This window comes from Microbulbifer agarilyticus (genome assembly GCF_019800665.1).
Taxonomy (GTDB): Bacteria; Pseudomonadota; Gammaproteobacteria; order Pseudomonadales; family Cellvibrionaceae; genus Microbulbifer; species Microbulbifer agarilyticus_C.
Genome location: NZ_JAHVKO010000003.1, coordinates 773,463 through 798,322 on the forward strand (window position 1 = coordinate 773,463; position 24,860 = coordinate 798,322).

At 56.8% G+C, this 24,860-nt stretch carries 18 protein-coding genes; 12 read left to right on the plus strand and 6 right to left on the minus strand.

Features of this window, described 5'->3' with window-relative positions; translation table 11 throughout:
• Positions 1 to 69: 69 nt before the first annotated feature.
• Positions 70 to 309 (plus strand): DUF2007 domain-containing protein, encoded by a 240-nt coding sequence (locus KUV22_RS08900; RefSeq protein WP_222230216.1) that lies wholly within the window; start codon positions 70 to 72, stop codon positions 307 to 309.
• 43 nt (positions 310 to 352) lie between these two features.
• On the opposite strand, the gene argS is transcribed toward KUV22_RS08900, so the two are convergent.
• Complete coding sequence (gene argS / locus KUV22_RS08905; protein WP_222230217.1) at positions 353 to 2,089, minus strand: arginine--tRNA ligase; 1,737 nt, start codon at positions 2,087 to 2,089, stop codon at positions 353 to 355.
• 138 nt (positions 2,090 to 2,227) lie between these two features.
• On the opposite strand from argS, the gene sbcB reads away from it, so the two are divergent.
• Positions 2,228 to 3,679 (plus strand): exodeoxyribonuclease I, encoded by a 1,452-nt coding sequence (gene sbcB / locus KUV22_RS08910; RefSeq protein ID WP_222230219.1) that lies wholly within the window; start codon positions 2,228 to 2,230, stop codon positions 3,677 to 3,679.
• 126 nt (positions 3,680 to 3,805) lie between these two features.
• Complete coding sequence (locus KUV22_RS08915) at positions 3,806 to 4,822, plus strand: aspartate carbamoyltransferase (RefSeq protein ID WP_222230221.1); 1,017 nt, start codon at positions 3,806 to 3,808, stop codon at positions 4,820 to 4,822.
• A gap of 94 nt (positions 4,823 to 4,916) precedes the next feature.
• Here KUV22_RS08915 and KUV22_RS08920 read toward each other — a convergent pair whose 3' ends face one another.
• The 3 genes from KUV22_RS08920 to KUV22_RS08930 form a co-directional block, all read right to left on the minus strand.
• A complete protein-coding gene (locus KUV22_RS08920; protein WP_222230223.1) occupies positions 4,917 to 6,191 on the minus strand; it encodes an aminotransferase class I/II-fold pyridoxal phosphate-dependent enzyme in 1,275 nt (424 codons plus the stop codon).
• 234 nt (positions 6,192 to 6,425) lie between these two features.
• Positions 6,426 to 7,295, minus strand: coding sequence for a DUF6279 family lipoprotein (locus KUV22_RS08925; protein ID WP_222230225.1), 870 nt, complete (start codon positions 7,293 to 7,295; stop codon positions 6,426 to 6,428).
• Between the two features lie 58 nt (positions 7,296 to 7,353).
• On the minus strand, positions 7,354 to 8,712 hold the full coding sequence (locus tag KUV22_RS08930) for a substrate-binding domain-containing protein (protein WP_222230245.1): 1,359 nt from the start codon (positions 8,710 to 8,712) through the stop codon (positions 7,354 to 7,356).
• Between the two features lie 483 nt (positions 8,713 to 9,195).
• Here KUV22_RS08930 and nagK point away from each other — a divergent pair, with 483 nt between their 5' ends.
• The 4 genes from nagK (at position 9,196) to KUV22_RS08950 (ending at position 13,838) form a co-directional block, all read left to right on the plus strand.
• Positions 9,196 to 10,146: an N-acetylglucosamine kinase gene (gene nagK, locus KUV22_RS08935; RefSeq protein ID WP_222230247.1), complete on the plus strand. Its 951-nt coding sequence runs from the start codon at positions 9,196 to 9,198 to the stop codon at positions 10,144 to 10,146.
• Between the two features lie 87 nt (positions 10,147 to 10,233).
• Entirely contained in the window at positions 10,234 to 11,277 is a 1,044-nt protein-coding gene (nagB-II, locus tag KUV22_RS08940; RefSeq protein ID WP_261319287.1) for a glucosamine-6-phosphate deaminase NagB-II, read from the plus strand.
• Positions 11,278 to 11,307: 30 nt separating this feature from the next.
• Positions 11,308 to 12,435 carry an N-acetylglucosamine-6-phosphate deacetylase gene (nagA, locus tag KUV22_RS08945; RefSeq protein ID WP_222230249.1) on the plus strand — a complete coding sequence of 376 codons (1,128 nt, stop codon included), beginning with the start codon at positions 11,308 to 11,310 and terminating at the stop codon, positions 12,433 to 12,435.
• 71 nt (positions 12,436 to 12,506) lie between these two features.
• The gene (locus KUV22_RS08950; RefSeq protein WP_222230251.1) at positions 12,507 to 13,838 is read left to right on the plus strand and encodes a sugar MFS transporter; all 1,332 of its coding nucleotides are present in this window, start codon (positions 12,507 to 12,509) and stop codon (positions 13,836 to 13,838) included.
• Between the two features lie 144 nt (positions 13,839 to 13,982).
• On the opposite strand, the gene KUV22_RS08955 is transcribed toward KUV22_RS08950, so the two are convergent.
• Positions 13,983 to 16,448 (minus strand): TonB-dependent receptor plug domain-containing protein, encoded by a 2,466-nt coding sequence (locus KUV22_RS08955; RefSeq protein WP_222230253.1) that lies wholly within the window; start codon positions 16,446 to 16,448, stop codon positions 13,983 to 13,985.
• A 378-nt stretch (positions 16,449 to 16,826) separates the two neighbouring features.
• Positions 16,827 to 17,876, minus strand: a complete 1,050-nt coding sequence (locus KUV22_RS08960; protein ID WP_222230255.1) for a LacI family DNA-binding transcriptional regulator — start codon at positions 17,874 to 17,876, stop codon at positions 16,827 to 16,829.
• Positions 17,877 to 18,187: 311 nt separating this feature from the next.
• Here KUV22_RS08960 and pgi point away from each other — a divergent pair, with 311 nt between their 5' ends.
• Genes pgi through eda form a run of 5 tightly spaced genes read left to right on the plus strand, consistent with a single transcriptional unit; the run spans position 18,188 to position 24,764 of the window.
• On the plus strand, positions 18,188 to 19,921 hold the full coding sequence (gene pgi / locus KUV22_RS08965) for a glucose-6-phosphate isomerase (RefSeq protein ID WP_222230257.1): 1,734 nt from the start codon (positions 18,188 to 18,190) through the stop codon (positions 19,919 to 19,921).
• 46 nt (positions 19,922 to 19,967) lie between these two features.
• A complete protein-coding gene (gene edd / locus KUV22_RS08970) occupies positions 19,968 to 21,800 on the plus strand; it encodes a phosphogluconate dehydratase (RefSeq protein ID WP_222230259.1) in 1,833 nt (610 codons plus the stop codon).
• A 60-nt stretch (positions 21,801 to 21,860) separates the two neighbouring features.
• Entirely contained in the window at positions 21,861 to 23,318 is a 1,458-nt protein-coding gene (gene zwf, locus KUV22_RS08975; RefSeq protein WP_222230261.1) for a glucose-6-phosphate dehydrogenase, read from the plus strand.
• A 46-nt stretch (positions 23,319 to 23,364) separates the two neighbouring features.
• Positions 23,365 to 24,075, plus strand: coding sequence for a 6-phosphogluconolactonase (gene pgl, locus KUV22_RS08980; RefSeq protein WP_222230263.1), 711 nt, complete (start codon positions 23,365 to 23,367; stop codon positions 24,073 to 24,075).
• A 59-nt stretch (positions 24,076 to 24,134) separates the two neighbouring features.
• Positions 24,135 to 24,764, plus strand: a complete 630-nt coding sequence (eda, locus tag KUV22_RS08985) for a bifunctional 4-hydroxy-2-oxoglutarate aldolase/2-dehydro-3-deoxy-phosphogluconate aldolase (protein ID WP_077401371.1) — start codon at positions 24,135 to 24,137, stop codon at positions 24,762 to 24,764.
• The last annotated feature ends 96 nt before the right edge of the window (positions 24,765 to 24,860 follow it).

A 24,860-nucleotide genomic window follows, 5' to 3' on the forward strand; every position in this document is an offset into this window, starting at 1 on the left:
ATTTGGGGACGTCTCGTAGCCGGACCAAAAGTCCGCCGAGCAGGTATTGCAAGGTTACTCACTCGCATCATGGCGCGAAAAATTTACACCACGGACGATCAACTACTGGGCAGCTATCTGCAGAATCTTTTGCAGTCTGCCGGCTATTCGGTTTTGACGCAAAAAACCCGGGTGGAGTCAGCTCCGGGTGGGCAGGGATTTGGCGCGGGGAATTTGAATTGGAATTCCGAGCTCTGGCTGATCCGCGATGCGGACCTCGCCAGTGCCCAGCAGGTGTTGCAGCAGGCACTTTCCAGGGAAAGCGCCTGACGCGGTTCTTCTTTATCTTTTTCCTGAGTTACATTTTCTCGCGTTACATCTTCTCAAGAGTCTCGATGCCCAGCAGGCCCAGGCCGGTAGACAGGGTACGCGCCACCAGGTCGCACAACTGCAGGCGGCTCTGCTTCTCTTCTTCTGTCACACCTTCTTTCAGCACCGGGCAGGCCTCGTAAAAGGCCATGTAGGCGCTCGCCAGCTCATACAGGTAAGTACACAGCACGTGGGGGAAGGTGTCTTTCGCCACCTGATCCAGTACTTCACCAAACTGATTCAGTTTGATGGCCAGCGCGCGTTCCGCGTCGGTTCCCAGAGTAATAGCACCGGTCAGCGCGGATGGCTCAATGCCGGCGCGACGGAAGATGCTGCGTACACGGGTGTAGGCATACTGCAGGTAAGGCGCGGTGTTGCCTTCGAACGCCAGCATGGCATTCCAGTTGAATACGTAATCGTTGGTGCGGGTCTTGCTCAGGTCCGCGTACTTCACCGCGCCGATACCAACCACGCGGCCGATCTCGGCCTGCTCCTCGGCACTCAGCTCCGGATTTTTGCCGGCCACCAGTGCAGTGGCACGCTCCACCGCTTCGTCCAGCAGCGCGGCCAGTTTCACGGTGCCACCGCTACGGGTTTTGAAAGGCTTGCCGTCGTCGCCCATCATGGTGCCGAAGGCGCAGTGTTCCAAAGTCTGGCTGTCGGCGATGTAGCCCGCCTTGCGCGCCACGGTAAAGGCCTGCTGCAGGTGCAGGGACTGGCGCGCGTCGACCACGTACAGGATGCGGTTGGCCTTCAGGACGTTGGCGCGATAGCGAATAGCCGCCAGGTCGGTGGTGGCGTAGAGGTAGCCACCGCCTTTCTTCTGGATGATCACTACGCTCGGGTTGCCTTCCTTGTCGGCCATTTCCGGCAGGAAGGCCACAATCGCGCCCTGGTCTTCCACCGCGATACCGCGGTCCACCAGGTCTTTCACCAGTACCGGCAGGTCGTCGTTGTACTGGCTCTCGGCGTATACGTCTTCCCGCTTCAGGGTGACACCCAGCTTCTCGTAGATTTCTTCCGCGTGGCTGATGGAGATGTCGATAAAACGCTGCCACAGCTTCAGGCAGTCGGCGTCACCACCCTGCAGTTTCACCACATATTCGCGGGCGCGGTCGGCAAAGCCTTCCTCTTCATCGAAGCGCACCTTGGCTTCGCGGTAGAAGACTTCCAGGTCTGCCAGGGCTACTTCCGCGTCCTGGTTTTCCATCTGGTCTGCTAGGTGGGCCAGCAGCATACCGAACTGGGTGCCCCAGTCGCCCATATGGTTCTGGCGCACAACTTTGTGCCCCTGGAACTCCAGCAGGCGGGCGAGGGCGTCGCCGATGATGGTGGTGCGCAGGTGGCCCACGTGCATCTCTTTGGCGAGGTTGGGGTGGGAGTAATCCAGTACCACGGTCTCGGGGCTGGCGACGGCGGCGATGTTCAGGCGCTCATCGGCACGCGCAGCGGCCAGGGTTTCGCCCAGCCAGGCTTCCTTCAGATGAATATTGATAAAGCCGGGGCCCGCGACCTCGACCTTCTCGATCATGGGCTGCTCGCCCAGATTCTCGATGATCTTGGCGGCCAGCTCACGTGGGTTAGTGCCCACTTTCTTGGCCGCAGCCATGGCACCGTTGGCCTGATAGTCGCCAAAGCCCGCCTTCTTGGCAGGGGCAACCGCCGGGCTGCACCCCGCGGGAATACCCGCGTTGGTCATGGCGGTCTGGAAAATGTCGTTAAGCTGCTGGCGAATATTCATAAATGGGCGTTATCCCGTGGACGTTCTGGACAATATAGAAGAAGGCGGGATTTTAATGGGCAGCGGTGGCTTTGCAACCTGCGCGGTGCACTCCAGCTGGGGTAACATGGCGCCAATTGAAGGAATCAGGGGGAAGACATGTCCGGCAAACCGTCTGGCACCACGCTGTACTGGCACGATTACGAGACCTGGGGCGTAGACCCGGGTGCGGATAAACCCTCCCAGTTCGCCGGTATTCGCACCGATGAGGAGCTGAATATCGTCGGCGACCCGCTGATGATTTACGCCAAGCCCACCAGCGATTGCCTGCCCCAGCCCATGGCTGCACTGGTAACCGGGCTGGCGCCACAGAAGGCGTTTGCGGAAGGGCTGCCGGAAATTGAGTTTATCCAGAAGATCCTCGATGAGCTGGGTGCACCGGGTACTTGCGGGGTGGGATACAACAGCCTGCGCTTTGACGATGAGGTGACCCGCCACACCCTGTACCGCAATCTGCTCGACCCCTATGAGCGCGAGTGGAAGTCCGGCAACAGCCGCTGGGACATCATTGATATGGTGCGCCTCACCTATGCGCTGCGCCCCGAGGGTATCGTCTGGCCCGAGCGCGATGGTGCAGACGGTACCCGGGTACCTTCTTTCCGCTTGGAGGAGCTGACCGCCGCCAACGGCATCAGCCACGAGGGGGCGCACGACGCACTCTCCGATGTACGCGCCACCATCGATATGGCGCGCCTGATCCGCGACAAGCAGCCCAAGCTCTACGACTATGTGTACAAGCTGCGCCGCAAGCAGGAAGTGGCGAAGATCCTCAACCCGCGCGAGCGCAAGCCCTTGCTGCACATCTCCGGCAAGGTGCCCGCCAGCCACGGTCACCTGACCTACGTGCTGCCCCTGGCTATGCACCCGGTGAACCGCAACGCGGTCATTTGTGCCAACCTGGCCATGGATTCGCAACCGATTCTGGACCTGGATGCGGAGGCGCTGCGCGAGCGCCTGTACACCTCGCGGGATAAGCTCGCGGAAGGGGAGCTGCCCGCGGGCCTGAAGTTGATCCATATGAACCGCTGCCCGGTGCTGGCGCCGGCCAACATGCTGTCGGATGAACGCGCCGCCGAACTCAAGATCGACAAGGAGGCCTGTCGGGCCAACTGGCAGGCACTGCAGGGGCTGGATCTAACAGAAAAGCTTCATCAGGTGTTTCTCGATGGTGAGTTCCCGAAAAAAGATGTGGAGGCACGGCTCTACGACGGCTTTATGAACGATGCCGACCGCGATACCTGCCGGCAGCTGCACAATGCGCTGACCAGTCGAGGCCCGGAAGCGCTGGCGGCAGAGGTGCCATTTTCCGATCCGCGCCTGCCGGAGCTACTCTTCCGCCTGCGCGCGCGCAACTTCCCGCATACCCTGAATGAGGAAGAGCAGGAGCGCTGGGAAGAGTGGCGCTACCAGCGCCTGACGGACCCCCAGTTTGGCGCCAGTATTACCATGGAGCCGTACTTTGAGGAGATTGCGCGCCTGCGGGAGGAGTACCCGGAGCGCAATGCGCTGCTGGATCAACTGGAAGCTTGGGGCGACGCGCTGCTGGGCTAAGTTGTAGCTACTATTCAAGGCGTACTTGTCCAGACGTACTATTCCAAACAGGGCCCGCCGCGTAGAATACCGCCCGCTAAGCCGCCGGCGATCCCGGCGCAAACCTGTGCATAAAGTGGAGCATCAATGGACTTTATCGGCGCCAATATCCTTTCCGTCAGCCAGTTTGAGCGTGGCGACATCGACCGAATCTTTACCGTAGCGGACACCATGGTTCCCTACGCGCGCCGGGAAAAAGTGACCCGGGTTCTCGAGGGCGCGATCCTCGGCAATATGTTTCTCGAGCCCAGCACCCGCACCCGGGTAAGCTTCGGCTGCGCCTTCAACCTGCTCGGCGGCACCGTGCGCGAGACCGTGGGGGTTTCTGCCAGTGCGATGGCCAAGGGCGAGTCGCTGTACGACACCGCCCGGGTTCTGTCCGGCTATTCCGATGTGATCTGTATGCGTCACCCGCAGGCAGGCTCGGTTGCCGAGTTTGCCGCTGCCAGCCGGGTGCCGGTGGTGAATGGTGGTGACGGTGCCAATGAGCATCCCACCCAGGCGCTGCTGGACCTGTACACCATCCGCAAGGAGCTGGAAGGCAAGGGTGGTTCACTGGATAACTTCCGCATCGCCATGATCGGCGACCTCAAATACGGCCGTACGGTGCACTCCCTGTGCAAGCTGCTGTGCCTGTTTAAAAGTGTACAGCTGGTATTCGTTTCTCCGGAAGAGCTGGCGATGCCGCCGGCGGTGATCGAAAAACTGCGCGAGGCCGGCCACCAGGTGACGGTTTCCGACCAACTGGAGCAGTCCATCAAGGCGGTGGATATTGTGTATTCCACCCGCATCCAGGAAGAGCGCTTTGAGTCCCAGGAAGAGGCGGACCGCTATCGCGGGCGCTTCCGTTTGAACCGGGATATCTTCACCCGCCATGCGGAGCCCAATACGGTGATCATGCATCCGCTGCCGCGGGATTCCCGCGCGGAAGCCAATGAACTCGACCCGGATCTGAACGAGCACCCGAGCCTGGCTATTTTCCGCCAGACCGACAATGGTCTGCTGGTACGTATGGCTTTGTTTGCGATGCTGCTGGGGGTGGAAGACAAGGTGGATCAGTACGCGCGGCCGATTACCTGGCAGACGCGGCGGAACCAGATTTGACGTAACCAGATTTAATGCTTGCGTAGAAAATCAGACATAAAAAAACCGGCAATTTGCCGGTTTTTTTATTTTTTATGAAGGGTGCGTTGGGCGATCAAGCGTTGGTCAGCGCCTCGCGCACGGTGGCCAGTTTCACACACAGGGTGAATACCGCCATGGCGGTATCCAGCTCTTCCAGCGGCGGGAAGCTCGGGGCGATGCGGATATTGGTATTTTCCGGATCTTTGCCATACGGGAAAGTGGCGCCCGCTGGGGTCAGCTTCACGCCCGCTTCTGCGGACAGGCGAATCACTTCAGAGGCAACGCCCGGGCGGGTGTTGAAGGAAACAAAGTAACCGCCTTGCGGTTTTTCCCATTCGCCCAGATCGGTGTCGGTGAAGTTTTTGTCCAGGTGCTCGAGCACACAGGCAAACTTCGGACGCAGGATTTCTGCGTGCTTTTGCATGTGTTCTTTCAGCTGGGTCAGCTCCGGGAACAGGCGCGAGTGACGCAGCTGGTTCACCTTGTCCGGGCCGATGGTCATGGCAGACATCTGCTGCTTGATGGAGGCCAGGTTAGCGGGGCTTGCGCTTACAAAGGCCACACCAGCACCGGCGTGCGTTACCTTGGAGGTGGAGGCGAACTGCAGTACCGAATCTGCGGTGTCGTTGCTCAGTGCTGCTTCGCGGATATTTGGCAGGGTTACCTGGTGGTCCAGGTCGTGGATTGCGTACGCGTTGTCCCAGAAAATACGGAAACCCGGGTTGGCAATCTTACCCAGCTGCGCGAGGCGGTTCACGGTGTCTTCGTCGTAGGTTACGCCGGTGGGGTTAGAGAACTTGGGTACACACCACAGGCCGATGATCTGGTCGTCTTCGCGAATCTTCTGTTCCAGCACATCCATGTCCGGACCGGTGGCGGTCATGGGCACGGTGTCCATGGTGATACCCAGCTGCTCACAGATGGTGAAGTGGCGGTCGTAGCCGGGAACCGGGCACAGGAACTTGGGCGCACTCATGTCTTTCCACGGCTGGTTGCCGGCAAAGCCGAACAGGTAGCCGGTGAGCACGGCGTGGTACATCAGGGTCAGCGAGCTGTTGCCGCCGGCGAGCACTTCTTCAAACGGTACCTGCAGGATGTCCGCACCCAGTTCGCGGGATGCGGCAATACCTTCGAGGCCGCCATAATTGCGGGTATCGGTACCATCGGGGGCACGGTAATCACCGGTCAGAATGCCGTCGAGGCTGTCGGAAAGGGAAAGCTGATCTGCCGCCGGTTTACCGCGGGTCAGGTCCAGGCTCAGGTTGTGTTGGCAAATTCGCTGGTACTGTTGATCCAGGTCTTTTTCCCACTGTTGCAGCTGGTCGCGATGAGCGGTTTCGATACGCACGGACTTTCCCCTTCTCTTGCCAAAATATTTGGCGATTAAATTCGGAGCGGGAGCTTATCAGCAGTGGGTGGAAGCCGTCATGCTTTCTGTAATTTTTTTACAGAAAAAACGTCAAAATCCGCGGGGATTCGGCAGAAAATTTGTTGCAGTTGAAACGGACTGTAGCAATGTCCATTCAGTGCCGATTGGCGGAGTTTGGAGTCACTGCTGCCCGTCGCTGAGCAGCATTATTTCTCAGTGTTTCTGGGCTGCCAGATGGCGGAAATCGGAGGCAAATTCCAGCAGGGTTTCTTTCATATGGGCGCGCTGCTCGGGGGTGGTGCTTTCCAATACCTGGGTGGCCAGGGTTCTCGCCTGGTCGCGTAACGCATCCTGCATCTGACGGTAATCTTTTGGCCACAGGGCCTGAGGGTCGATCAGTAATTCACGCAGCGTCTTTTCGTAGCCCTGCGGTTTGGTGCGCAAAGTGTCGAGGAAGGTAGTGGTCCAGAGCTCGCGCTGAGCGATTCGGCGTGCGGGGTCAAACTTGGTATTGGCTACCTGTTCGTCAATCATGGCTTGCTGCCCGGCGGTGAGGTCACCCAGCCAGCGTTCCGCCTGTTTGCGAAACTGCTTCTCGCGTTTGCGCTGTGATTTATCCCATTTCTTTAGCGATTTCTCCCGCTCTTTGCGCGCGTTTTCCGATAGCTGGTTGATCTGACTCTCGTCCAGCTGCACCAGGATGGGCAGCAGCAGGTCGCTCAGCATTACCACGGAGGAATGCCAGAACTCATCGACCTGCTGCTCAATTTTTTCCAGGTTTTCCGGGCTGGCGTCGGGAGAATCAACCTCTGCCGCCAGTTGTTCCATGTAGTCGGCATAGCGCGGCAATTGCGTCTGGCGATGCCAGCGATGGAATTCGTCGACGCGCTGGGAGAGAAGCTCTTTTTGTGGGCCTTCCAGGTCTAGATATTTGTTCAGTGTGCGGTCCATCCACCAGTCGAGGTGACCGTACACCAGGCGCACACTGGAACATCCGGACAGCGACAACAGAAGCAGGGCAAGCAACAGGGTGGCGATGCGTGCGCAGTAGCGGGTTCTGTTTGGCAAAATCGCGGTGGTCATGGCGTTAAATATAGTTGCTGTAGCGTGCCACCGCATTGGCTATGTGCTAAAGGGCCGCCTAATTTATCCAAACTTCGACGCGGCTGTTTTTTACCGGACCCTGCTTACTGTCGGCGGTAAGCGGCGCGAAAGCACCTACCGACATGATCTGGCTGTCTCCCATCTGGTGGTCACGCAGTAATGCCCCCTGAACCTTGAGGGCGCGGAAGCGGGAGATGAGGTCGGAAATCGTTTCATTGGATTTGCGATCAGAAAAACCCACCAGTGTCAGGGAAAGGTCTCGATTTTCCTCTTGCGCCATGTAGTCCTGCAATCGGTGCAGGTCGCGTAATGCGCGATTGTCGAGCTCGGTACTGCCATTGGCAAAGCGGAACGAAATACTGAGGCGCGACCCGCTCTCCATCAGCGCGCGATAATTTTCCGGCGCATTGGCAAACGGTGCCATTTGCAGGGCAACTGGTGTCAAATTGATAAAGCCGATGTCCTCGACGATTTGCTGTCCGGCGTGGGATTCAGCGAAGTGCATGAAGGCGTCAACCTGCGGATTGTAGCGGCCCGGATTGCGGTACAGGTACAGCCGGCGGGTGAGGGGAAAGTCTTCGGTTGCGATGATGCCGCGGTCGGGCACCACCGCCGCCAGTTCCCCGGATTTGATCGCGACCTTGTGCAGGCCCGTGGCATCGGCAAATGGCAGGTAGCCGATGGCGGCTCTGTCCCGCAGTACCAGCCCGCGGGTCTCATGGTTGCCGGATACTTCGTATACAAACGTTTTGGCCGGCCGGCTGCCACCAAAAACTTCACTGTCAAACGTGGCGCGGGTACCGGATTCAATATCCCGGTGCAGCGGCCGAATCGGCAGGTCGTCACCGCCCAGTTGCGCCCAGTTGCGGATTTCGCCCCGGTAAATCTGTGCCAGTTGCGCGAGGCTCAGCCGCTTTATGGGGTTGTCCTTGTGTACCGCGATCACCAGCGCATCCAATCCGATAACATGCTCCGCCTGGGGGCCGGTAAAGTCGCCGAAGCGCGCCAGCATTTCGACCTCTTTCGTTTTAACCCGACGTGAGGCCATGCCGATGTCGGCGGTATCCCCGTTGAGTGCCTTGAAGCCGGTGCTGGAGCCCAGTGCAATAATCGGTACAACCACCCGCTCATTCTGCAGGCGGGCATCGATCCAGTGTTTTTCCCCTTGGGTGCGCTGATTGATATCGGTGGCGCCCAGAGAGCGCAAATACTGTTTTACCAGCGCCGGTGCCAGATCTGCGCCGACGGTGTTGGAGCCGGTCATGCGGAATAGAAGCCGAGCCTCGCTATTGTCAGCGGCTTCCACGAAGCAGGCGGCCAGCAGGCCGGCCAGAGCCGTGACAAACAGCAGCATTACCGCGGCAAAATTTCCCTTGCGTGTCTGACCGAGTTCCATCTTTTCTCCTATCACTTTATTTGGCTCGTCGAAAGACGTACCGCACGACCTACGGTTGCTTGTGGTGAGGTATGTGCGCGCGCTTTATCGCAAATAAATGTGACAGATTTGTTTCAGTCGGGTTGAACTGGAGCACATTTTTTTCTGGCTGGTTTTAGGGCGTTTGAGTGGCACGAAATAACACGGAGTTGTGGTTTTTATGCACCGATGTGCGGTTCTATCTAACGTTCAATCTAACCCTTTCGGGTGAATCAGCGGGTTTTATCACCAATCAGGTGGTAATACAGACATATAATGAAAAGAATCTTTGCAGTTTTTTTGAAAAAAGGCATGACAACGCTGTCATTTGTCTTGTACTATTTCTCCATACACATATTGGTACAGGCGTCACTGGCGTCTCACCGGAATCCCCTGGGGCGCAGAAGATGCGGTGGGGAGGTCCGGGAAGGAAACATAACAATAGAAATCTTAGGGGCCGGTTAGATGGTTGCTTTGAGAGACAGCAGGGACATACTCTTTATTGGCGTCGATGGCGGTGGCAGCAAATGCCGCGCATCCATCTTCGATGCTGACAATCGCCTGCTCGGTACCGGGATCTCCGGGCCTGCAAATCCCCTTCATGGTTACGCTCAAACCATTGATTCAATCGTGCGTTCTGCCGCCCTGGCGGTGACAGATGCTGGCCTGCCTGCCGAAACTCTTGGTGAGTTGGTGGCTGGTGTTGGCCTTGCCGGGCTCAATATGCCCCGTCTCTACAACGAGATGAATGCGTGGGCGCACCCGTTCAAACAGATGTTCCTCACCACCGATCAGCACTCCGCGTGCCTGGGCGCCCATCGCGGCGGCGACGGCGCGGTCATTATTGCTGGCACCGGCTCTGTCGGTTACTCCTGGGTCAATGGCCGCAGTGAGATTATCGGTGGCCACGGCTTCCCTCATGGCGATAAAGGCAGTGGTGCCTGGCTCGGTATGGAGGCGGTGAAGTACCTGCTGATGGCAATGGAAGGTCTCGCCGAAGACTCCATGCTCAAGCGCGAGTTGGAAGCTGCTCTCGACACCAGCGATCCCTACGACGTCATTGAGATGATGGCCGGCAAACCGTCCAGCCAGTACGCCAAGCTGGCCGTGCCTGTGGTGGAGTGCGCCGAGGCCGATTGCCCGGTTGCTGCGTCGATCATGCGCGATGGTGCGGCTTACATCAGTGATCTTGCAGATAAGTTGATGGAAGGCAAGTCGCCTCGCCTGGCCATGATTGGCGGCCTGGCACCGCGCTTGAAGCCCTGGCTGAAGCCACATGTAGCGGAGCAGGTTTCCGATCCGCTGGACCCGCCGGAACTGGGTTGCGTTTATTTTGCGCAGCACTCGCTCGCGGCCTTGGGTAGCGGCGATTCCGGCTCCGGTGATGAGGTTGAGGCCAAAGCGCTCTTTGGATGAGCGCTGTAAGTCGTTAGAACACACAGGTTGTCGGAAGGCTGCAGTGCGTCTGAAGACACGGTCAGATAAAAGTTACGGATAGATTTTATGAGTGCAGTGACCTCTGGTGAGGCCAACAAGGTGGATGCTTCTATGGCGATGACTGTAATGGAACGCGAGGCCCGTGAAGCCCCGAGCCGGGTTGCCGAGCAACTGAAAAACAATGCGCCCATCATGGAAGCGTTGGGTGAGCGTTTGCGTAGCAAGCCGCCGCGTTTTGTGATGATCGTCGGTCGTGGTTCTTCCGATCACGCCGGTGTTTTTGCCAAGTACCTGATCGAAATCGAAACTGGTACCCCGACTTTCGCCGCGGCGCCCTCAGTGTCCAGTGTGTATGGCAAAAAGCTGAAGCTGGAAGACGCACTGGTTATCGTCATTTCCCAGTCCGGCCGCAGCCCGGACATCCTCGCGCAGGCGCAAATGGCGAAAGACGCCGGTGCCTACACTATCGCGCTGGTAAATGATGAGTCTGCACCGATTAAAGATATCGTCGACCAGGTTGTACCGCTGAAAGCCGGTCCAGAACTGGCGGTTGCTGCAACCAAGAGCTACCTGTGCACCCTCTCTGCGGTGCTGCAGCTGGTCGCTAACTGGACGCAGGATGCCGAGCTGATGGCCGGTGTTGAGATGCTGCCGCAGACTCTCACCGATGCGGTTGAATCCGATGTGCAGCTACGCCCGGAAGACCTGGCCGCTGTGAAGAACTTGGTTGTACTCGGCCGCGGCCCTGGCTACGGCATTACCCGTGAACTGGCACTGAAGCTGAAGGAAGTGTGCAGTGTGCACGCAGAGTCTTTCTCCAGTGCGGAATTCCTGCACGGCCCGGTAACCCTGGTGGAGCAAAAGCTCACCGTGGTGAATGTGCCGATTGAAGATGAATCCTATCAGGCGCACAGCGAGCAGATCGCTGACATTATCCGTCGCGGCGGTACCCTGATTAATCTGCATGTGCCGAGTAAAGGTGTGCATCCGCGGGTTGCACCGCTGGCGTTGCTGCAGCGCTTCTATATCGATGTTGCCCACGTGGCGGTGAGCCGCGGTATCAACCCGGACGAGCCGGCAGGTCTGAAAAAAGTTACTCAGACCGTTTAATTGCAGTAATCCAGGACACGGGGCAAAACAGTGGCACAGGCATATATCGCCGAACAGCTTTTTGATGGCGAGCAGTTGCGCAAGGATGTGGCGCTTACCATCGACGGCGGCAAGATCACCTCGTTGGGCGGTGCGCCTGTTGCTGATGCAATCCGCCTGCGCGGATTGCTGGCACCGGGCCTGATTGATGTGCAGGTAAATGGCGGTGGTGGAGCCCTGTTTAACAACGACACCACCGTGAATGCTCTGGGCAAAATGTCGGCCGCCCACGCGCGCTTTGGCACTACCGGTTTTGTGCCCACCCTGATTACCGATCAGGTGGATGTGATGCAGAAGGCCGCAGACGCGGTCAGTGCCGCGCTGAAAGAAGGTGTGCCCGGCGTGCTGGGAGTGCACTTTGAAGGTCCACATTTGAGTGCGCCGAAAAAGGGCACGCACGAAGAGCGTTTCATTCGCCCGCTCAGCGACGAAGAGTTGGCAATTTACGCCCGTGAAGATCTCGGCCTGAAAGTGGTGACCCTGGCGCCGGAAAATGTTGCGCCGGAAGATATCGCCAAACTGGTATCGCTGGGTGTGAAGGTTTGTCTCGGGCATTCCAATGCCGACGGCAAGACCGCTGCGGCAGCTGTCGCCGCTGGCGCGACCGGATTTACCCATTTATACAACGCCATGTCGCCGTTGCATTCTCGTGACCCGGGCATGGTCGGCACCGCACTGATCAGTGATGGTTGCTGGTGTGGCTTGATTGCCGATGGCCACCACGTAAGTGCCGAAGCCATGACGCTGGCGTTGAAAGCCAAGCCGCGCGGCAAGATTATGCTGGTGACCGATGCGATGTCACTGGTTGGCAGTGACGAGATGAGTTTTCCGTTGTTCGATCGCGTGGTGACGCGCGATGGCGACAAGCTGACCTCCACCACCGGTGAGCTGGCGGGGTCCCACCTGGATATGATTGGTGCGGTGCGCAACATTCGTGACTGGTGTGGTGTCGAGCTGACTGAGGCCCTGCGTATGGCAGGATTGTATCCCGCCCAGTTCCTCGGTTTTGACGGCGGACGCATTGCGGAGGGGAGTGCGGCCGATATGATTTTACTGGACGGCGATGGCCAGGTGCGCAAAACCTGGATCAGCGGACAGGAAGTGTTTTCCGCAGGCTGACCACCTGCATACATACAAAAATTGATGACGAAATTTATTAACGCTAGATAACGATAATTAAAGGTGACTCTATGAATACCGCAGTTATTAGCCAGAGCGAAACGCGCAGTAGCGTTTTGCCGATGGTAATCATCGGCCTGCTATTTTTCATTTTTGGTTTTGTTACCTGGCTGAACGGTGCCCTGATCCCGTTCCTGCAAACCATTTGTGAGCTGAGTGCCTTTGAGGCCATGCTCGTGGCTTCCGCCTTTTATATCGCCTATACCGTGATGGCGTTGCCCATGGCTGCGATCATTGAACGCACGGGTTACAAAACCGGTATGGCACTGGGCCTTGCCCTGGTTGCGGTAGGTGCCCTGATCTTTATTCCGGCGGCTTACAGCCGTATGTTCGGTATCTTCCTGCTCGCGCAGTTTGTTGTGGGCTCTGGCCTCACCATCCTGCAGACTGCCTCTAACCCGTACGTAGTAAAAGTTGGCTCTCCGGATACTGCGGCGGTGCGCATTTGCATCATGGGCCTGCTGAACAAAGGTGCCGGTATTGTTGCGCCGCTGGTATTTACCGCGCTGGTGATGTCTGGCATCAGCGGTGTAAGCGACGCAGAACTGGCTGCGCTCGCCGCGACTGCGAAAGATGCCAAGCTGGACGAGCTGGCCGGTCAGCTGGTTACTCCGTACATCGGCATGGCAATTCTCGGATTTATCTTGGCCGTTGCGATGATGTTCGCACCGCTGCCGGATATTGAAGACGAAGCCATCGAAGGCCAGGAAGAGATGGCGGTAAACCTGCCTGCACTGCTGAAGTTCCCGCAGCTGATTCTTGGTTCCATAGCACTGTTCTTCTACGTGGGCGTTGAGGTGATTGCCGGCGATGCGATTGGTCTGCTGGGTAAGCAGGCGGGACTGGATACCGCGGTGGCTTCTGTGCTGACGTCTTACACCATGGTATTTATGGTGTTGGGCTACCTCTGGGGCACCGTTGCCATCCCGCGCTTTATCAGCCAGCAAACTGCGTTGTTGATCTCCGCCGTGCTGGGCATCCTGTTCACCATTGCGGTGATGACCGGTTCTCTTGAAAGCACCGTGATGTCCTCTGCAACCCTGGCCATCTTCGGCCTGCCTGAAATTCCCAACGCAGTTTACTTTGTAGCATTGCTGGGCTTTGCCAACGCCATGTGCTGGCCGGCAATCTGGCCGCTGGCGCTGGATGGTCTGGGCAAGTTCACCTCCAAGGGTGCGGCCCTGCTGATTATGGGTATCTCCGGTGGTGCGATTCTGCCGCCGCTGTACGGCCACTTTGCCGACACCGGTGACGGTCAGCTGGCCTACGCCATCGCCATTCCGGCTTACCTGTTTATTCTTTTCTACGCTCTGAAAGGGCACAAGATGCGCAGCTGGAAGTAACCCTTCCCGCTGTTGTCATCGCAACAGTCAGTTTTATGTTTTCTCTTTGGTTCTCGTCATCTTTGCCCTCCTTGTGAGGGCTTTTTTTTGACCCAAAAAAGCCCGCTCAATGAGCGGGCTGCATCAGGTCGTCAGCTTATTCCGTCAGAATTCGTAACGGGTGCGAAGGTAGTAGAAACCACCTTCAAAGCCGAAAGGCGAGAACTGGCTATAGCGGTTGCCTACACCGCCTGCCGCGCCTGGGTTTTCTTCGGGAGTTTGATCCAGAATATTTTGCGCACCCAAAATGACAGAGGCCTGTTCGTTGAATGCGTAAGATACTTCTGCATCAACAATGACTTCACCACTGTATTTCTGGTCATCTTCCGAATCGTACCAGTCATCGTAATAGCTGGCGCGGGCCAGCAAGCGCCAGTCGCCGACGAAGGTAGTACTGGAGAGATTCCAGCGAGTTTCTGGCAGGCCTTCTTCCAGCTCACGGATTCGTGTCGCATCGATAGTTTCAGGCGTAAAGCTATCTACCGCAGTTTGCGTTTGGTTAAAGGCCAGGCTGATGTCGGTGCTGTCGCCAATGGCATCGGTACCGTAGGTCGCAACAATATCGAAACCTTTGGTGGTGGTATCGAAGTCATTGGTAAAGAAGCGGAAGTTCTGCAGGTTAGCCGCGCTGGTTACACCAGAGGCGACCAGGGTGTCCACTTCCGTCTGGGTGAGTGAGTAAAGCTGCGAAGGTGCAATACGCCCTTCCAGTTCAATGTTGAAGTAGTCGACGGTCACGTCGATAGGACCGGCACTGAACACCGCACCAATAGTCCAGTTAGTGGACTCTTCCGGGTCCAGCGCCTCACCGCCACGCAGCTGCGCAACCGGGTTGGTTGAAGGGATGGTCCCGTTGTTCACAAGGTCATTGAGCGCAACATCAAACTCGGTGGAGACGTTGAATGCATTGGACTGCCCTGGAGTTGGTGCGCGGAATCCAGTGCTCCACGAGGCGCGCAGCGAAACCGCTTCGCTCAGTTCCAGATTGGTTGCCAGCTTTCCGTTGACGGTGGTACCGAAGTCTTCGAAATCCTCAAAGCGCAACGCACCCGCCATCAACCAGCCATCTACGATGTCGGCTTCCATATCGATATATGTCGCCAGGTTGGAGCGGCTCCACTGACCACCAGCGAGAGGACCAAAGCCTGGGAATCCGTTCGACGCCGCGCTAAAGCCTTGTGCGGCCAGAGGGCCAATCTCATAAGACGCCTGGTCGCCAGTGGTAATCTCGAAGGTTTCATCGCGCCATTCGAAACCGGTGGCAACACTCAGCTCAGAAGCGAGGCCAACTTCGAATCCTTTAATCAGGTCGATATTGAAGTTCTTTTCTAGTTGGGTGTAAGCGCCCGGATTGAAGCTCGTCGGGGACTGTGGGCCCAAGGACGCGTTAACGGTGTTGTAGATAAAGAAGTCGACATCGTTATAACCCAGGGAGGCACTTACGTCGTAAGCCCAGCCATTGTCGAGTTCGCCACGAATACCGGCGAGGCCGGACAAATCGGTGACGTCACCACCGAAGCGGGGGGTGAAGCCGCCCGGGAACATTTCCTGGAAGGAAAAGCATTCGTCGCTGGCGATGGCCTGGACGTGGGTGAAGCCGGCACAGCTGTCCAGGCCATTGTCTGGGTTCAGGTCGCCAATAAGCGGGCCTGATCCATCACTGAATACAGCGCTGCGAGTCTCGGGGTTACGGAAGTAGAAACCGCCATCAACAGTTTTGCTGCCATAGTTACCAAAGGCGTAGAACTCTTTGCCACCACCAAGCTCGAGTCCGAGATTAACAACTGACTTAAAGTCGTCTTTGATTTCTGGGCTGCCCCACACTTGTGCCGGCGTGGCTACCGCGGTGTTACCTGCAGCAATCAGCCCAGCGGCGTCATCCCTCTGTACGCTGCGATCGGTATCTTGCTTGCTGCCTGCTTCAAAGCTGACGTTCACAAAGCCCTGGTCGGTAAACGGCATACCGTAATTACCGGCGACGGTGAATTGGCGTCCGTCGCCTTCGTAGAACTGACCCGCTTTGACTTCGATGGCACCGCCGTCGCTGTCATCTTTTAGTTGAAAGTTGATCACCCCAGCAATCGCGTCAGAACCGTATTGTGCTGCTGCACCATCGCGTAGTACTTCAACCTGTTGTAGGGCGATAGAGGGAATCTGTGAGATATCCGGGCCCTGTGCACCGTCAGAAACACCGTTGCCCAGCCAGGCAATTACGGCAGCGCGGTGACGACGCTTGCCGTTGACCAGAACCAGAGTGTGGTCGGGCGCAAGGCCGCGCAGGTTGGCGGGGCGGACCAGGCTGGCAGCGTCACTGATGGGTTGGGTGTTGACGTTGTACGAGGGTACAACGTTGCGCAAAAGGGAATTCAGGTCCGAATCGCCCTGATTGACGAAGTCTTCTCCGGTAATAATGTCGATGGGCACGGCGGAGTCTGCGGCGGAACGGCCTTCGACCCGTGTACCAATGGTGATTACCTCTTCGATAATTTCACTTTCTTCCGCGACAACGGGCGTCGATGCAGCGGCAATAGCGATAGCCAGAAGCGATTGTTTTTTTAGTGTTTCGATCATCTTCAAATGCGTCCTTGAATTATTATTTTGGGCAACGGCCAAAGGGCCTTCCTGTTGCCCGAGAATTTGAATGTAAATCGTTGGTTGTCTCTCCTAGACGCCGATACACGGCGTAATTCCCCTCCCTGTGATCTTGAAAATTAGTGGAGTACTCGCCGGAGCAGTTTGTGTGACTGGCGAGGGGTTCATATTCTCGTAAATTCCGGGTTCAGGTGAGAACTGTGTCACATTGGGTGCGGGGCGACGTTGAAATCATTCTGATGTGACTTAGCTATCAAGGCGGGTGGAAGTTGGGTGGAGAAAGAGAGAAGAGAGGAAGAGGAAGAGGAAGGGGCTTAATAGCCCCAATAGAACTAAGGTAGGCAAGGCTGGGTGGCGTTAGCCTGCTGGTGAATCACCAGTAGAGTCTCGTACCAGCAGTTCCGGCACAAATACCTTGGTGATTCCAGCCTCTTTGTTTGCCGCTGCACTTTCCGCAGCGCCTTTGCTGCGCGCTTTATTCAGTACCAGCGCGGCTGCGCACTTGGCGATTTCATTGTTGGGCTGGTGGGCAGTGGTCAGCTTCGGCCAGGTCTGCCGGGAGAAGGGGCTATCCTCGAAGCCGACGATAGAGAGTTGCTCCGGGATCTCGATATGCATCAGGCGCGCGGCAAACAGTGCGCCCGCCGCCATTTCATCGTTACTGGCAAAGATGGCGGTGGGGGGGGTATCGCTTTCGAGTAGTGCCTTGGCGCCGGCCACACCGGAGTCAAATGAATACTCACCTGGGATGACCAGTTCCGGTGCCAGATTGATGCCAGCCTGCTGCAACGCCTGCTTGTAGCCGTCCAGGCGTCCGTGGGTGGAAACGTGCTCCTCACCGCCGGAGAGGAAGCCGATGCGTTTGTGGCCGTGTTCAATCAGGTGCTTGGTGATATCGAAGGCTGCCGCAGTATCATCCACCTGAATGCAGTTTTCTTCATCGCCCTCGGCTGCGCCGCTGGACACAATGCGCACATAGTCGAGGTCGAGCTTGTTCACTTCATCAATCACCGATTGGGTCTCGGAGAAGGGCGGGGTCAGTACCACCCCGGCGACCTTGGAGTGCTCCACCAGAGCGCGCAATTCGTCGTTGACTGTGTCGGACTTGGAGTTGCTCGGGTGGATCAGCAGCTCGTAACCACGCGCCTTACAGGCCTCGAGAATACCGTTCTGCATGTCGATCACGTAGTAGGCGTTCGGATTGTCGTAGATCAGTGCAATGGTGTAGCTGCGGGTGCCCGCCAGGTTGCGGGCGGCCAGGTTTGGTTGGTAGTGAAGCTCCTCAACCGCATCCATCACTTTCTTGCGGGTGGCGGGCCGTACCGAGGGTTCATTGTTGATTACCCGGGAAACGGTTTTGATCGACACCCCGGCTCGTGCGGCCACGTCGTTGATGGTGCTTTTCATGTCTGGCGTTTTCCTTGTCTTTGCCTAACCCGCAAGTTTAACCGGTTCCGGGCTGCGCGACGATGGCCTGACTGTCATTCACGCTTTTGTTGTGCCTGGCCTGATGTACACCGCTGCGATTACTGTGGAAAAAAACTACAAACCTAATTGACAGCCTTAGCCAACTGTGTGACTCTCTCGCCAATTTGACAGCGTTGTCATTTTGCTCGGTGGTTCTCGCTCAGGGGGTGTGAAAGTCGCGAGCTTAACGGGTAAATAACAATAACCGGTGCCCGCAACCCCAGTGCTGGCGCCACTTTCCGGGGGTCGCTATGCACTCTGACACTTCTTCATCTCAACCACTTGCGCATTCACCTATCTGGCAGGCGCTGCAGGCGCAGGCCGCCAAGTTCAAACAGGCGTCACTGAAGGGCCTGTTTGCCGCAGATCCTCAGCGGGCCGAGCGGTTTTCGCTCGAGCTGCCGGAGTTCTTGCTGGATTTCTCCAAAAATCTGCTCGACCAGGAAGTTTTTGTAAATTTATTACGCTTGGCAGAAGAGGCGGAGTTGCCCCGCTGGTGTGCAGATTTCTTTGCCGGCAAGCCTATTAATGCAACCGAGGGCCGGGCAGTGCTGCATCCCGCACTGCGTGGGGGTTTGAAGACAGATGTCGAGATCGACGGAGTTTCCGTCACGGCCCAAGTAGAGGCTGAATTAGAGCGCTTGAAAAAGTTTGTAGTTTTACTACATAATGGGGCCCTGACTGGCTATCGGGGTAAAAGGTTTACCGATGTAGTCAATCTTGGGGTAGGTGGCTCCCATCTCGGGCCGCAAACCACCATCGAAGCGCTGCGAGCCCATCGGAAGGGCGATGTCGCAGTGCATTTCGTTTCCAATGTGGATGGAGCCCAGCTCACGGATGTGCTGGCCGGCCTGGATGCCGATTCGACACTATTTATTGTCTCGTCGAAGACATTTACGACCAGCGAGACAATGACCAACGCCCGCAGTGCACTTGCATGGTTGCAGCAGGCGATGCCGGAAGTGGATGGAGAGGCGTTGCTGCAACAGCACTTTGCTGCGGTGACTTCCAGTCCCGATAAGGCGCAACAGTTTGGGGTATTGCCAGAGCGGACTTTCCGATTCTGGGATTGGGTTGGGGGGCGCTTTTCACTCTGGTCCTCCATCGGCTTGCCAATTGCGATCGCCTGCGGATTTGAGAACTTCCGCGCGCTACTGGATGGCGCTGCGAGCATGGATAAGCACTTCCGCGAGGCACCGCTGGAAGCCAATGCGCCGGTGATCATGGCGCTGCTGAGTGTCTGGTACTGCACCTTTATGGGTTATCCGGCACACGCCGTGCTGCCCTACGAGCAGGCACTGCATATGTTGCCTTCTTATCTGCAGCAGGCGGATATGGAGAGTAACGGCAAATCAACCACCCGCGCCGGGGTGGCGGTGGATTACCCCACCGGTCCTCTGATCTGGGGGCAAACGGGTATCAATGGGCAGCATGCGTTTTATCAGTATCTGCACCAGAGCCCGGAAGTGGTGCCGGCGGACTTTATTGGCAGCGTGGCACCCGGACACGACCTCGATGGTCACCACGAAATTCTACTGGCAAACATGTTTGCCCAGAGCCAGGCACTGATGAACGGTGTGGATGCCGAGTCAGTGGCTAGCGAGCTGGCAGCCAAGGGGCTGTCGCAAGAAGAGATAAAAAGGCTCACCCCATTCAAAGTACACAGGGGTGGAAAGCCAAGTAACACAATACTCTTGAAGGAGTTGGACCCCCGATCACTGGGAGCACTGATTGCACTCTATGAGCACAAAATTTTTGCGCAGGGTGTGATTTTGCAAATTTATTCTTTTGATCAGTGGGGAGTGGAACTGGGTAAGGGTCTGGCGAATAAACTGGAGCCGAAACTGGCTGCGGGAGATTTGTCCGACGAAGACAGTTCTACGACTCAACTGATCGAATACTACCGCCGGAAAAAGAACGGCGCGGTTACGCCCACGGAGCTACCGGAAGTTGCGGTAGCTGAGCTTGCTGGAGAACAGGCTTAACAACAACGTGTGGCGGGCCGATAAAAAAACGAAGAGTTGATCAAAAATGGCAAACCAAACAGTGGTAAACAGTCGCATACAGGCGGTGACCGACAGGATCATTCGCCGCAGTGAAGAAACCCGGGCCAAGTATCTGGCTCAGGTTGAGCGCGCGCAGGGCAAAGGCCGGGCGCGCCACAATCTCGCTTGCGGGAACCTGGCGCATGCGATGGCGGCTTCCAGCGATCACGATAAAAATCTGATCGCATCCGGACAGGGGCCAAACCTGGCGATCATTAATGCTTACAACGATATGTTGTCGGCGCACCAGCCATACGGCGCTTACCCGGAAATGTTGAAGGCCGAAGCGCTGCGCAATGGCGCAACCGCGCAGGTTGCCGGTGGTGTGCCGGCGATGTGTGACGGCGTGACCCAGGGGCAGCCGGGTATGGAGCTGTCACTGTTTTCCCGTGATGTCATTGCCATGGCCACGGCTATTTCTCTGTCCCACGACATGTTCGATGGTGGCCTGTACCTCGGTATCTGCGACAAGATTGTTCCAGGGCTGGTAATTGGCGCTCTGTCATTTGGTCACCTGCCTGCGGTATTTGTCCCCGCTGGTCCGATGCCTACCGGTCTGTCAAATTCGGAAAAAGTGCGCGTTCGCCAGTTGTATGCCGAAGGCAAGGTAGGTCGTAAGGAACTGTTGGAAGCGGAAAGCGCTTCTTATCACAGTGCCGGTACCTGCACCTTCTACGGCACCGCCAACAGTAACCAGATGCTAGTGGAAATCATGGGGCTGCAGTTGCCGGGCAGCTCCTTCGTGAATCCGGGTACGGAATTACGCGATGCGCTGAACCACTCTGCCGTGAAACAGCTGGTGCAGATTTCCGAGCCCAGCAACTACACCCCGATTGCCAAGATCCTTACCGAAAAAGCATTTGTGAACGGCATTGTCGGCCTGCATGCCACCGGTGGCTCCACCAACCACACCATGCACTTGATCGCGATGGCGCGCGCCGCCGGTATCCAGATTACCTGGCAGGATATGGCCGAGCTGTCTGAAGTCGTACCGCTGCTGTGCCACGTTTACCCGAATGGTACCGCCGACATCAACCACTTTGCGGCTGCAGGTGGTATGCAATTCCTGATTCGTGAATTACTGGGTGCCGGTTTGCTGCACAACGACGTTAGCACCGTGCTCGGGGATTCCGGTATGGAGTCTTATACCTACGACCCATTCCTGAATGATGACAAGACTGGCCTGGTATGGCGCCCGACCGCGGAAGAGTCTGGTAACCCTGACATTATCCGCCCGGCGAACGATCCGTTCTCAAGCCACGGTGGCCTGCAGTTGTTGAAAGGCAACTTGGGTAACAGTGTGATCAAGGTGTCTGCACTGAAATCACCGCAACTGAAAGTGACCGCTCCTGCTGTGGTGTTTAACAGCCAGGATGACCTTCTGGATGCGTTCAAAGCGGGCGAGTTGGAAAAGGACTTTGTGGCGGTCGTGCGCTTCCAGGGCCCGCAAGCGAATGGCATGCCGGAGCTGCATAAACTGACGCCGTCTCTCGGCGTTCTGCAAGATCGTGGCTTCAAGGTAGCGCTGGTTACCGACGGCCGCATGTCTGGTGCGTCTGGCAAGGTACCAGCGGCAATCCATCTGTCTCCAGAAGCTCTGGAAGGCGGCATGGTTGCCAAAATTCAAGATGGCGACCTCATCGAACTCGATGCGGAAGCCGGTGTTCTCAAAGTACATGTAAGTGATGAAGAGCTGGCGGCACGAGCGCCAGCGGAATGCGATTTGTCTGGTAATGACACAGGCATGGGTCGCGACCTGTTTGTCAATATGCGCAAGCTTGCGAGCGGCGCAGAAACCGGTGGCAGCATTCTTTTTTAACTGAAATTCACGCGGGGTCTGTAAAAACAGATGCCCGCGTCTTTGTTTGAGAGCAGAGCAATGGCAAAAGCATTCGACATGGTACTGTTTGGTGGCGGCGGAGATCTGTCACTGCGCAAATTAATTCCCGCGTTGTACCGCGCATTTATCGAAGGTGGCCTCGACAAGGGCACCCGCATTTTCCCGGTATGTCGTCGCGCGGAAGATGCCGATGCTTACATGAATACCGCACAGCAGGCGCTGAAAACCCACCTGCGTAACGGTGAGTACTCGGATAAGCAATGGAAAGCCTTCAGTCCGCTGCTGCGTGCGGTAGCGCTGGATATCTCCAAGCCCGACGAGCAGTGGGATGTATTGGTCGATCTGCTGGGCAACGATATAGAGCGCACCCGCCTGTTTTATCTGGCGATTCCGCCGGCCGTATTTGGTCCCTGCTGTGAAAACCTGTCTGTCAAAGGTTTGATTCACGAAAACTCCCGTGTCGTGGTAGAGAAGCCGCTGGGTTACAACGCCAAAACTTCCGACGAAATTAACAGCAAAATCGCAGAGTACTTCCGCGAAGAAAGTATTTTCCGCATCGACCACTACCTGGGTAAGGAAACGGTTCAGAACTTGCTGGCGCTGCGTTTTAGCAATGTGCTGTTTGAGCACCTGTGGGACGCCAAGACCATTGATCAGATCCAGATCAGCATTAATGAAACCGTGGGCCTCGAGGGGCGTGCCGGTTTTTACGATGATACTGGTGCAATGCGGGACATGGTGCAGAACCACCTGTTGCAGTTGCTGTGCCTGATTGCGATGGAATCGCCCAACAGCATGTCTGCCCGCAATATCCGCTCCGAAAAAATCAAGGTGCTGGAAGCCCTGCGTCCGCTGACCGGCGATGACGTAGATGAAAATATCGTGCGCGGTCAGTACGTTGCTGGCGGCTTGGGTAAAGAGCTGGTACCCGGCTATCTGGAAGAATTGAAGGCTCCGAATAGTACAACCGAAACGTTCGTTGCCATTCGCGCACACATCGACAACTGGCGTTGGACCGGCGTGCCGTTCTATTTGCGCACTGGTAAGCGTATGGAAAAGCGCTGCGCGGAAATCGTTATTCAATACAAGAACGTTTCCCACAGTGTGTATCAGCCGGAAGCCGGAGAGGTATTGCCAAACCGCCTGGTGATTCGCCTGCAGCCGGAGGAGAGCATCAAGATGGTGCTGATGGCGAAGAAGATGGACAGCCTCACCATGGAGCTGCAACCGGTTGAGTTGAACCTGTCACTGTCTGAAACCTACGACAGCTTCAAGAGTGATGCCTACAAGCGCCTGATGCTGGATGCTGCGGCGAATAACTCCGCGCTGTTTATCCATCGCGATGAGGTCGCTGCGGCGTGGGCGTGGGTCGATCCCATCATGGATCGCTGGCGCGAAACCAACAACCAGCCGCAGCTATACCGCGCGGGTACCTGGGGGCCACAGGCCTCCAACCAATTGCTGGCGGAAAATGGCCACCACTGGTTTAACCCTTAATCGAAATAGTTAGTGAAAGAGTTAATTTCAATATCGGTCATAAGACATGGTTGAAGAAAAGTTTTTTGCAGATAGAGAGCGCCTGACACTGGCGCTCGCCAATGAGTGCGCTGCCGCTCTGCACGAAGGTATCAAAGAAAATGGTCAGGCGACGTTCCTGGTGAGCGGCGGAAGTTCGCCCGAACCGGTTTATCGCGAACTGTCTCGTCGACCACTCCCGTGGGAGAAGGTCAACGTAGCCTTGGTGGATGAGCGCTGGGTCGAGAAGGACGAAGCGGGCAGCAACCTGGCATTTATTTCAAATACCCTGCTGCAAAACGAAGCGGCCAAGGCACCGTGTCTGGGTATGAAAAATGCCGCCGCCACGCCGGCCGCAGGTGAGGCAGATTGTGAACGCGCCTTCCAAGAATTGCCGCGTCCTTTCGACGTGTGTGTACTGGGCATGGGTAACGATGGCCATACCGCTTCCTTCTTTCCCTACGCGGAAGGACTGGAAGAAGCGCTCGACCCGAAAAGCGAAAAGCTGTGTAAAGCCATCACTGCCAAGCAAAGCGCGGTCACCGGTGTGCACACAGAACGCATGACGCTGACACTTGCCGCAATTTTGCAGGCAAAAGAAATCAAACTGCTGATCTCCGGTGAAGAGAAGCTGAAAGTATATCGCCAGGCACTGCTGGGCGATGACGTGCTGGAGATGCCAGTACGCAGCATTCTCAAGCAGGGATCGAAACCGGTCACAGTGTACTGGGCACCTTAATGTATCGGGCCCTGGGCCATTTAAATAACAACGAATTAGGCGAGTTTTAGGAATTGACCATGCAAGAGACTCTTGTACCCGTATTGGAACAGGCTGGCGTAGTGCCGGTAATCGTGATCGACAACGTCAGCGATGCACTGCCCCTGGCGCAGGCACTGGTAGAAGGTGGTCTGAACGTACTGGAAGTCACTCTGCGCACTGAAGCTGCGCTGGCTGCAGTAGAAGAAATTGCCAAGCATCTTCCTGATGCGCACGTAGGTACCGGCACCGTATTGAATGCTGGTGACATCCGCCGCTCTGTGGATGCCGGCGCGACCTTTATGGTGAGCCCGGGTGCCACCGACGCTCTGCTGGATGCCGCTGCCGATGTATCGGTACCCATGTTGCCGGGTGCTGCCAATCCTTCTGACGTTATGCGTCTGCTGGAGCGTGGTTATGGCTACCAGAAATTCTTCCCTGCGGAAGCTGCCGGTGGTGTGCCGATGCTGAAATCCATTGGCGGTCCTCTGGGCCAAGTGAAGTTCTGCCCCACCGGCGGCATTGGCCCCAAAAATGCGATGGATTACCTGAACCTGTCCAACGTTGTCTGTGTTGGCGGTTCCTGGATGGCGGCTCCGAAACTGGTAGCAGAAAAGAACTGGGCTGAGATCACACGTCTCGCGAAAGAGGCGTCCCAGTTGAAAGGCTGATTCAGTCTAAACGGATTCGAGAATTTCTAGATTAAGACAAAGCGCTGGGGGGGAATTTGCACTCAGCGTCGCGATACAAAATTCATAAACTTTACA

What these genes read in the sequence shown, in the direction of transcription:
- KUV22_RS08900 (WP_222230216.1), top strand. Translation starts at nt 70, where the DNA reads ATGGCGCGAAAAATTTACACCACGGACGATCAACTACTGGGCAGCTAT.
- argS (WP_222230217.1), bottom strand. Translation starts at nt 2,089, where the DNA reads ATGAATATTCGCCAGCAGCTTAACGACATTTTCCAGACCGCCATGACC.
- sbcB (WP_222230219.1), top strand. Translation starts at nt 2,228, where the DNA reads ATGTCCGGCAAACCGTCTGGCACCACGCTGTACTGGCACGATTACGAG.
- KUV22_RS08915 (WP_222230221.1), top strand. Translation starts at nt 3,806, where the DNA reads ATGGACTTTATCGGCGCCAATATCCTTTCCGTCAGCCAGTTTGAGCGT.
- KUV22_RS08925 (WP_222230225.1), bottom strand. Translation starts at nt 7,295, where the DNA reads ATGACCACCGCGATTTTGCCAAACAGAACCCGCTACTGCGCACGCATC.
- KUV22_RS08930 (WP_222230245.1), bottom strand. Translation starts at nt 8,712, where the DNA reads ATGGAACTCGGTCAGACACGCAAGGGAAATTTTGCCGCGGTAATGCTG.
- nagK (WP_222230247.1), top strand. Translation starts at nt 9,196, where the DNA reads ATGGTTGCTTTGAGAGACAGCAGGGACATACTCTTTATTGGCGTCGAT.
- nagB-II (WP_261319287.1), top strand. Translation starts at nt 10,234, where the DNA reads ATGAGTGCAGTGACCTCTGGTGAGGCCAACAAGGTGGATGCTTCTATG.
- KUV22_RS08950 (WP_222230251.1), top strand. Translation starts at nt 12,507, where the DNA reads ATGAATACCGCAGTTATTAGCCAGAGCGAAACGCGCAGTAGCGTTTTG.
- KUV22_RS08955 (WP_222230253.1), bottom strand. Translation starts at nt 16,448, where the DNA reads ATGATCGAAACACTAAAAAAACAATCGCTTCTGGCTATCGCTATTGCC.
- KUV22_RS08960 (WP_222230255.1), bottom strand. Translation starts at nt 17,876, where the DNA reads ATGAAAAGCACCATCAACGACGTGGCCGCACGAGCCGGGGTGTCGATC.
- pgi (WP_222230257.1), top strand. Translation starts at nt 18,188, where the DNA reads ATGCACTCTGACACTTCTTCATCTCAACCACTTGCGCATTCACCTATC.
- edd (WP_222230259.1), top strand. Translation starts at nt 19,968, where the DNA reads ATGGCAAACCAAACAGTGGTAAACAGTCGCATACAGGCGGTGACCGAC.
- zwf (WP_222230261.1), top strand. Translation starts at nt 21,861, where the DNA reads ATGGCAAAAGCATTCGACATGGTACTGTTTGGTGGCGGCGGAGATCTG.
- pgl (WP_222230263.1), top strand. Translation starts at nt 23,365, where the DNA reads ATGGTTGAAGAAAAGTTTTTTGCAGATAGAGAGCGCCTGACACTGGCG.
- eda (WP_077401371.1), top strand. Translation starts at nt 24,135, where the DNA reads ATGCAAGAGACTCTTGTACCCGTATTGGAACAGGCTGGCGTAGTGCCG.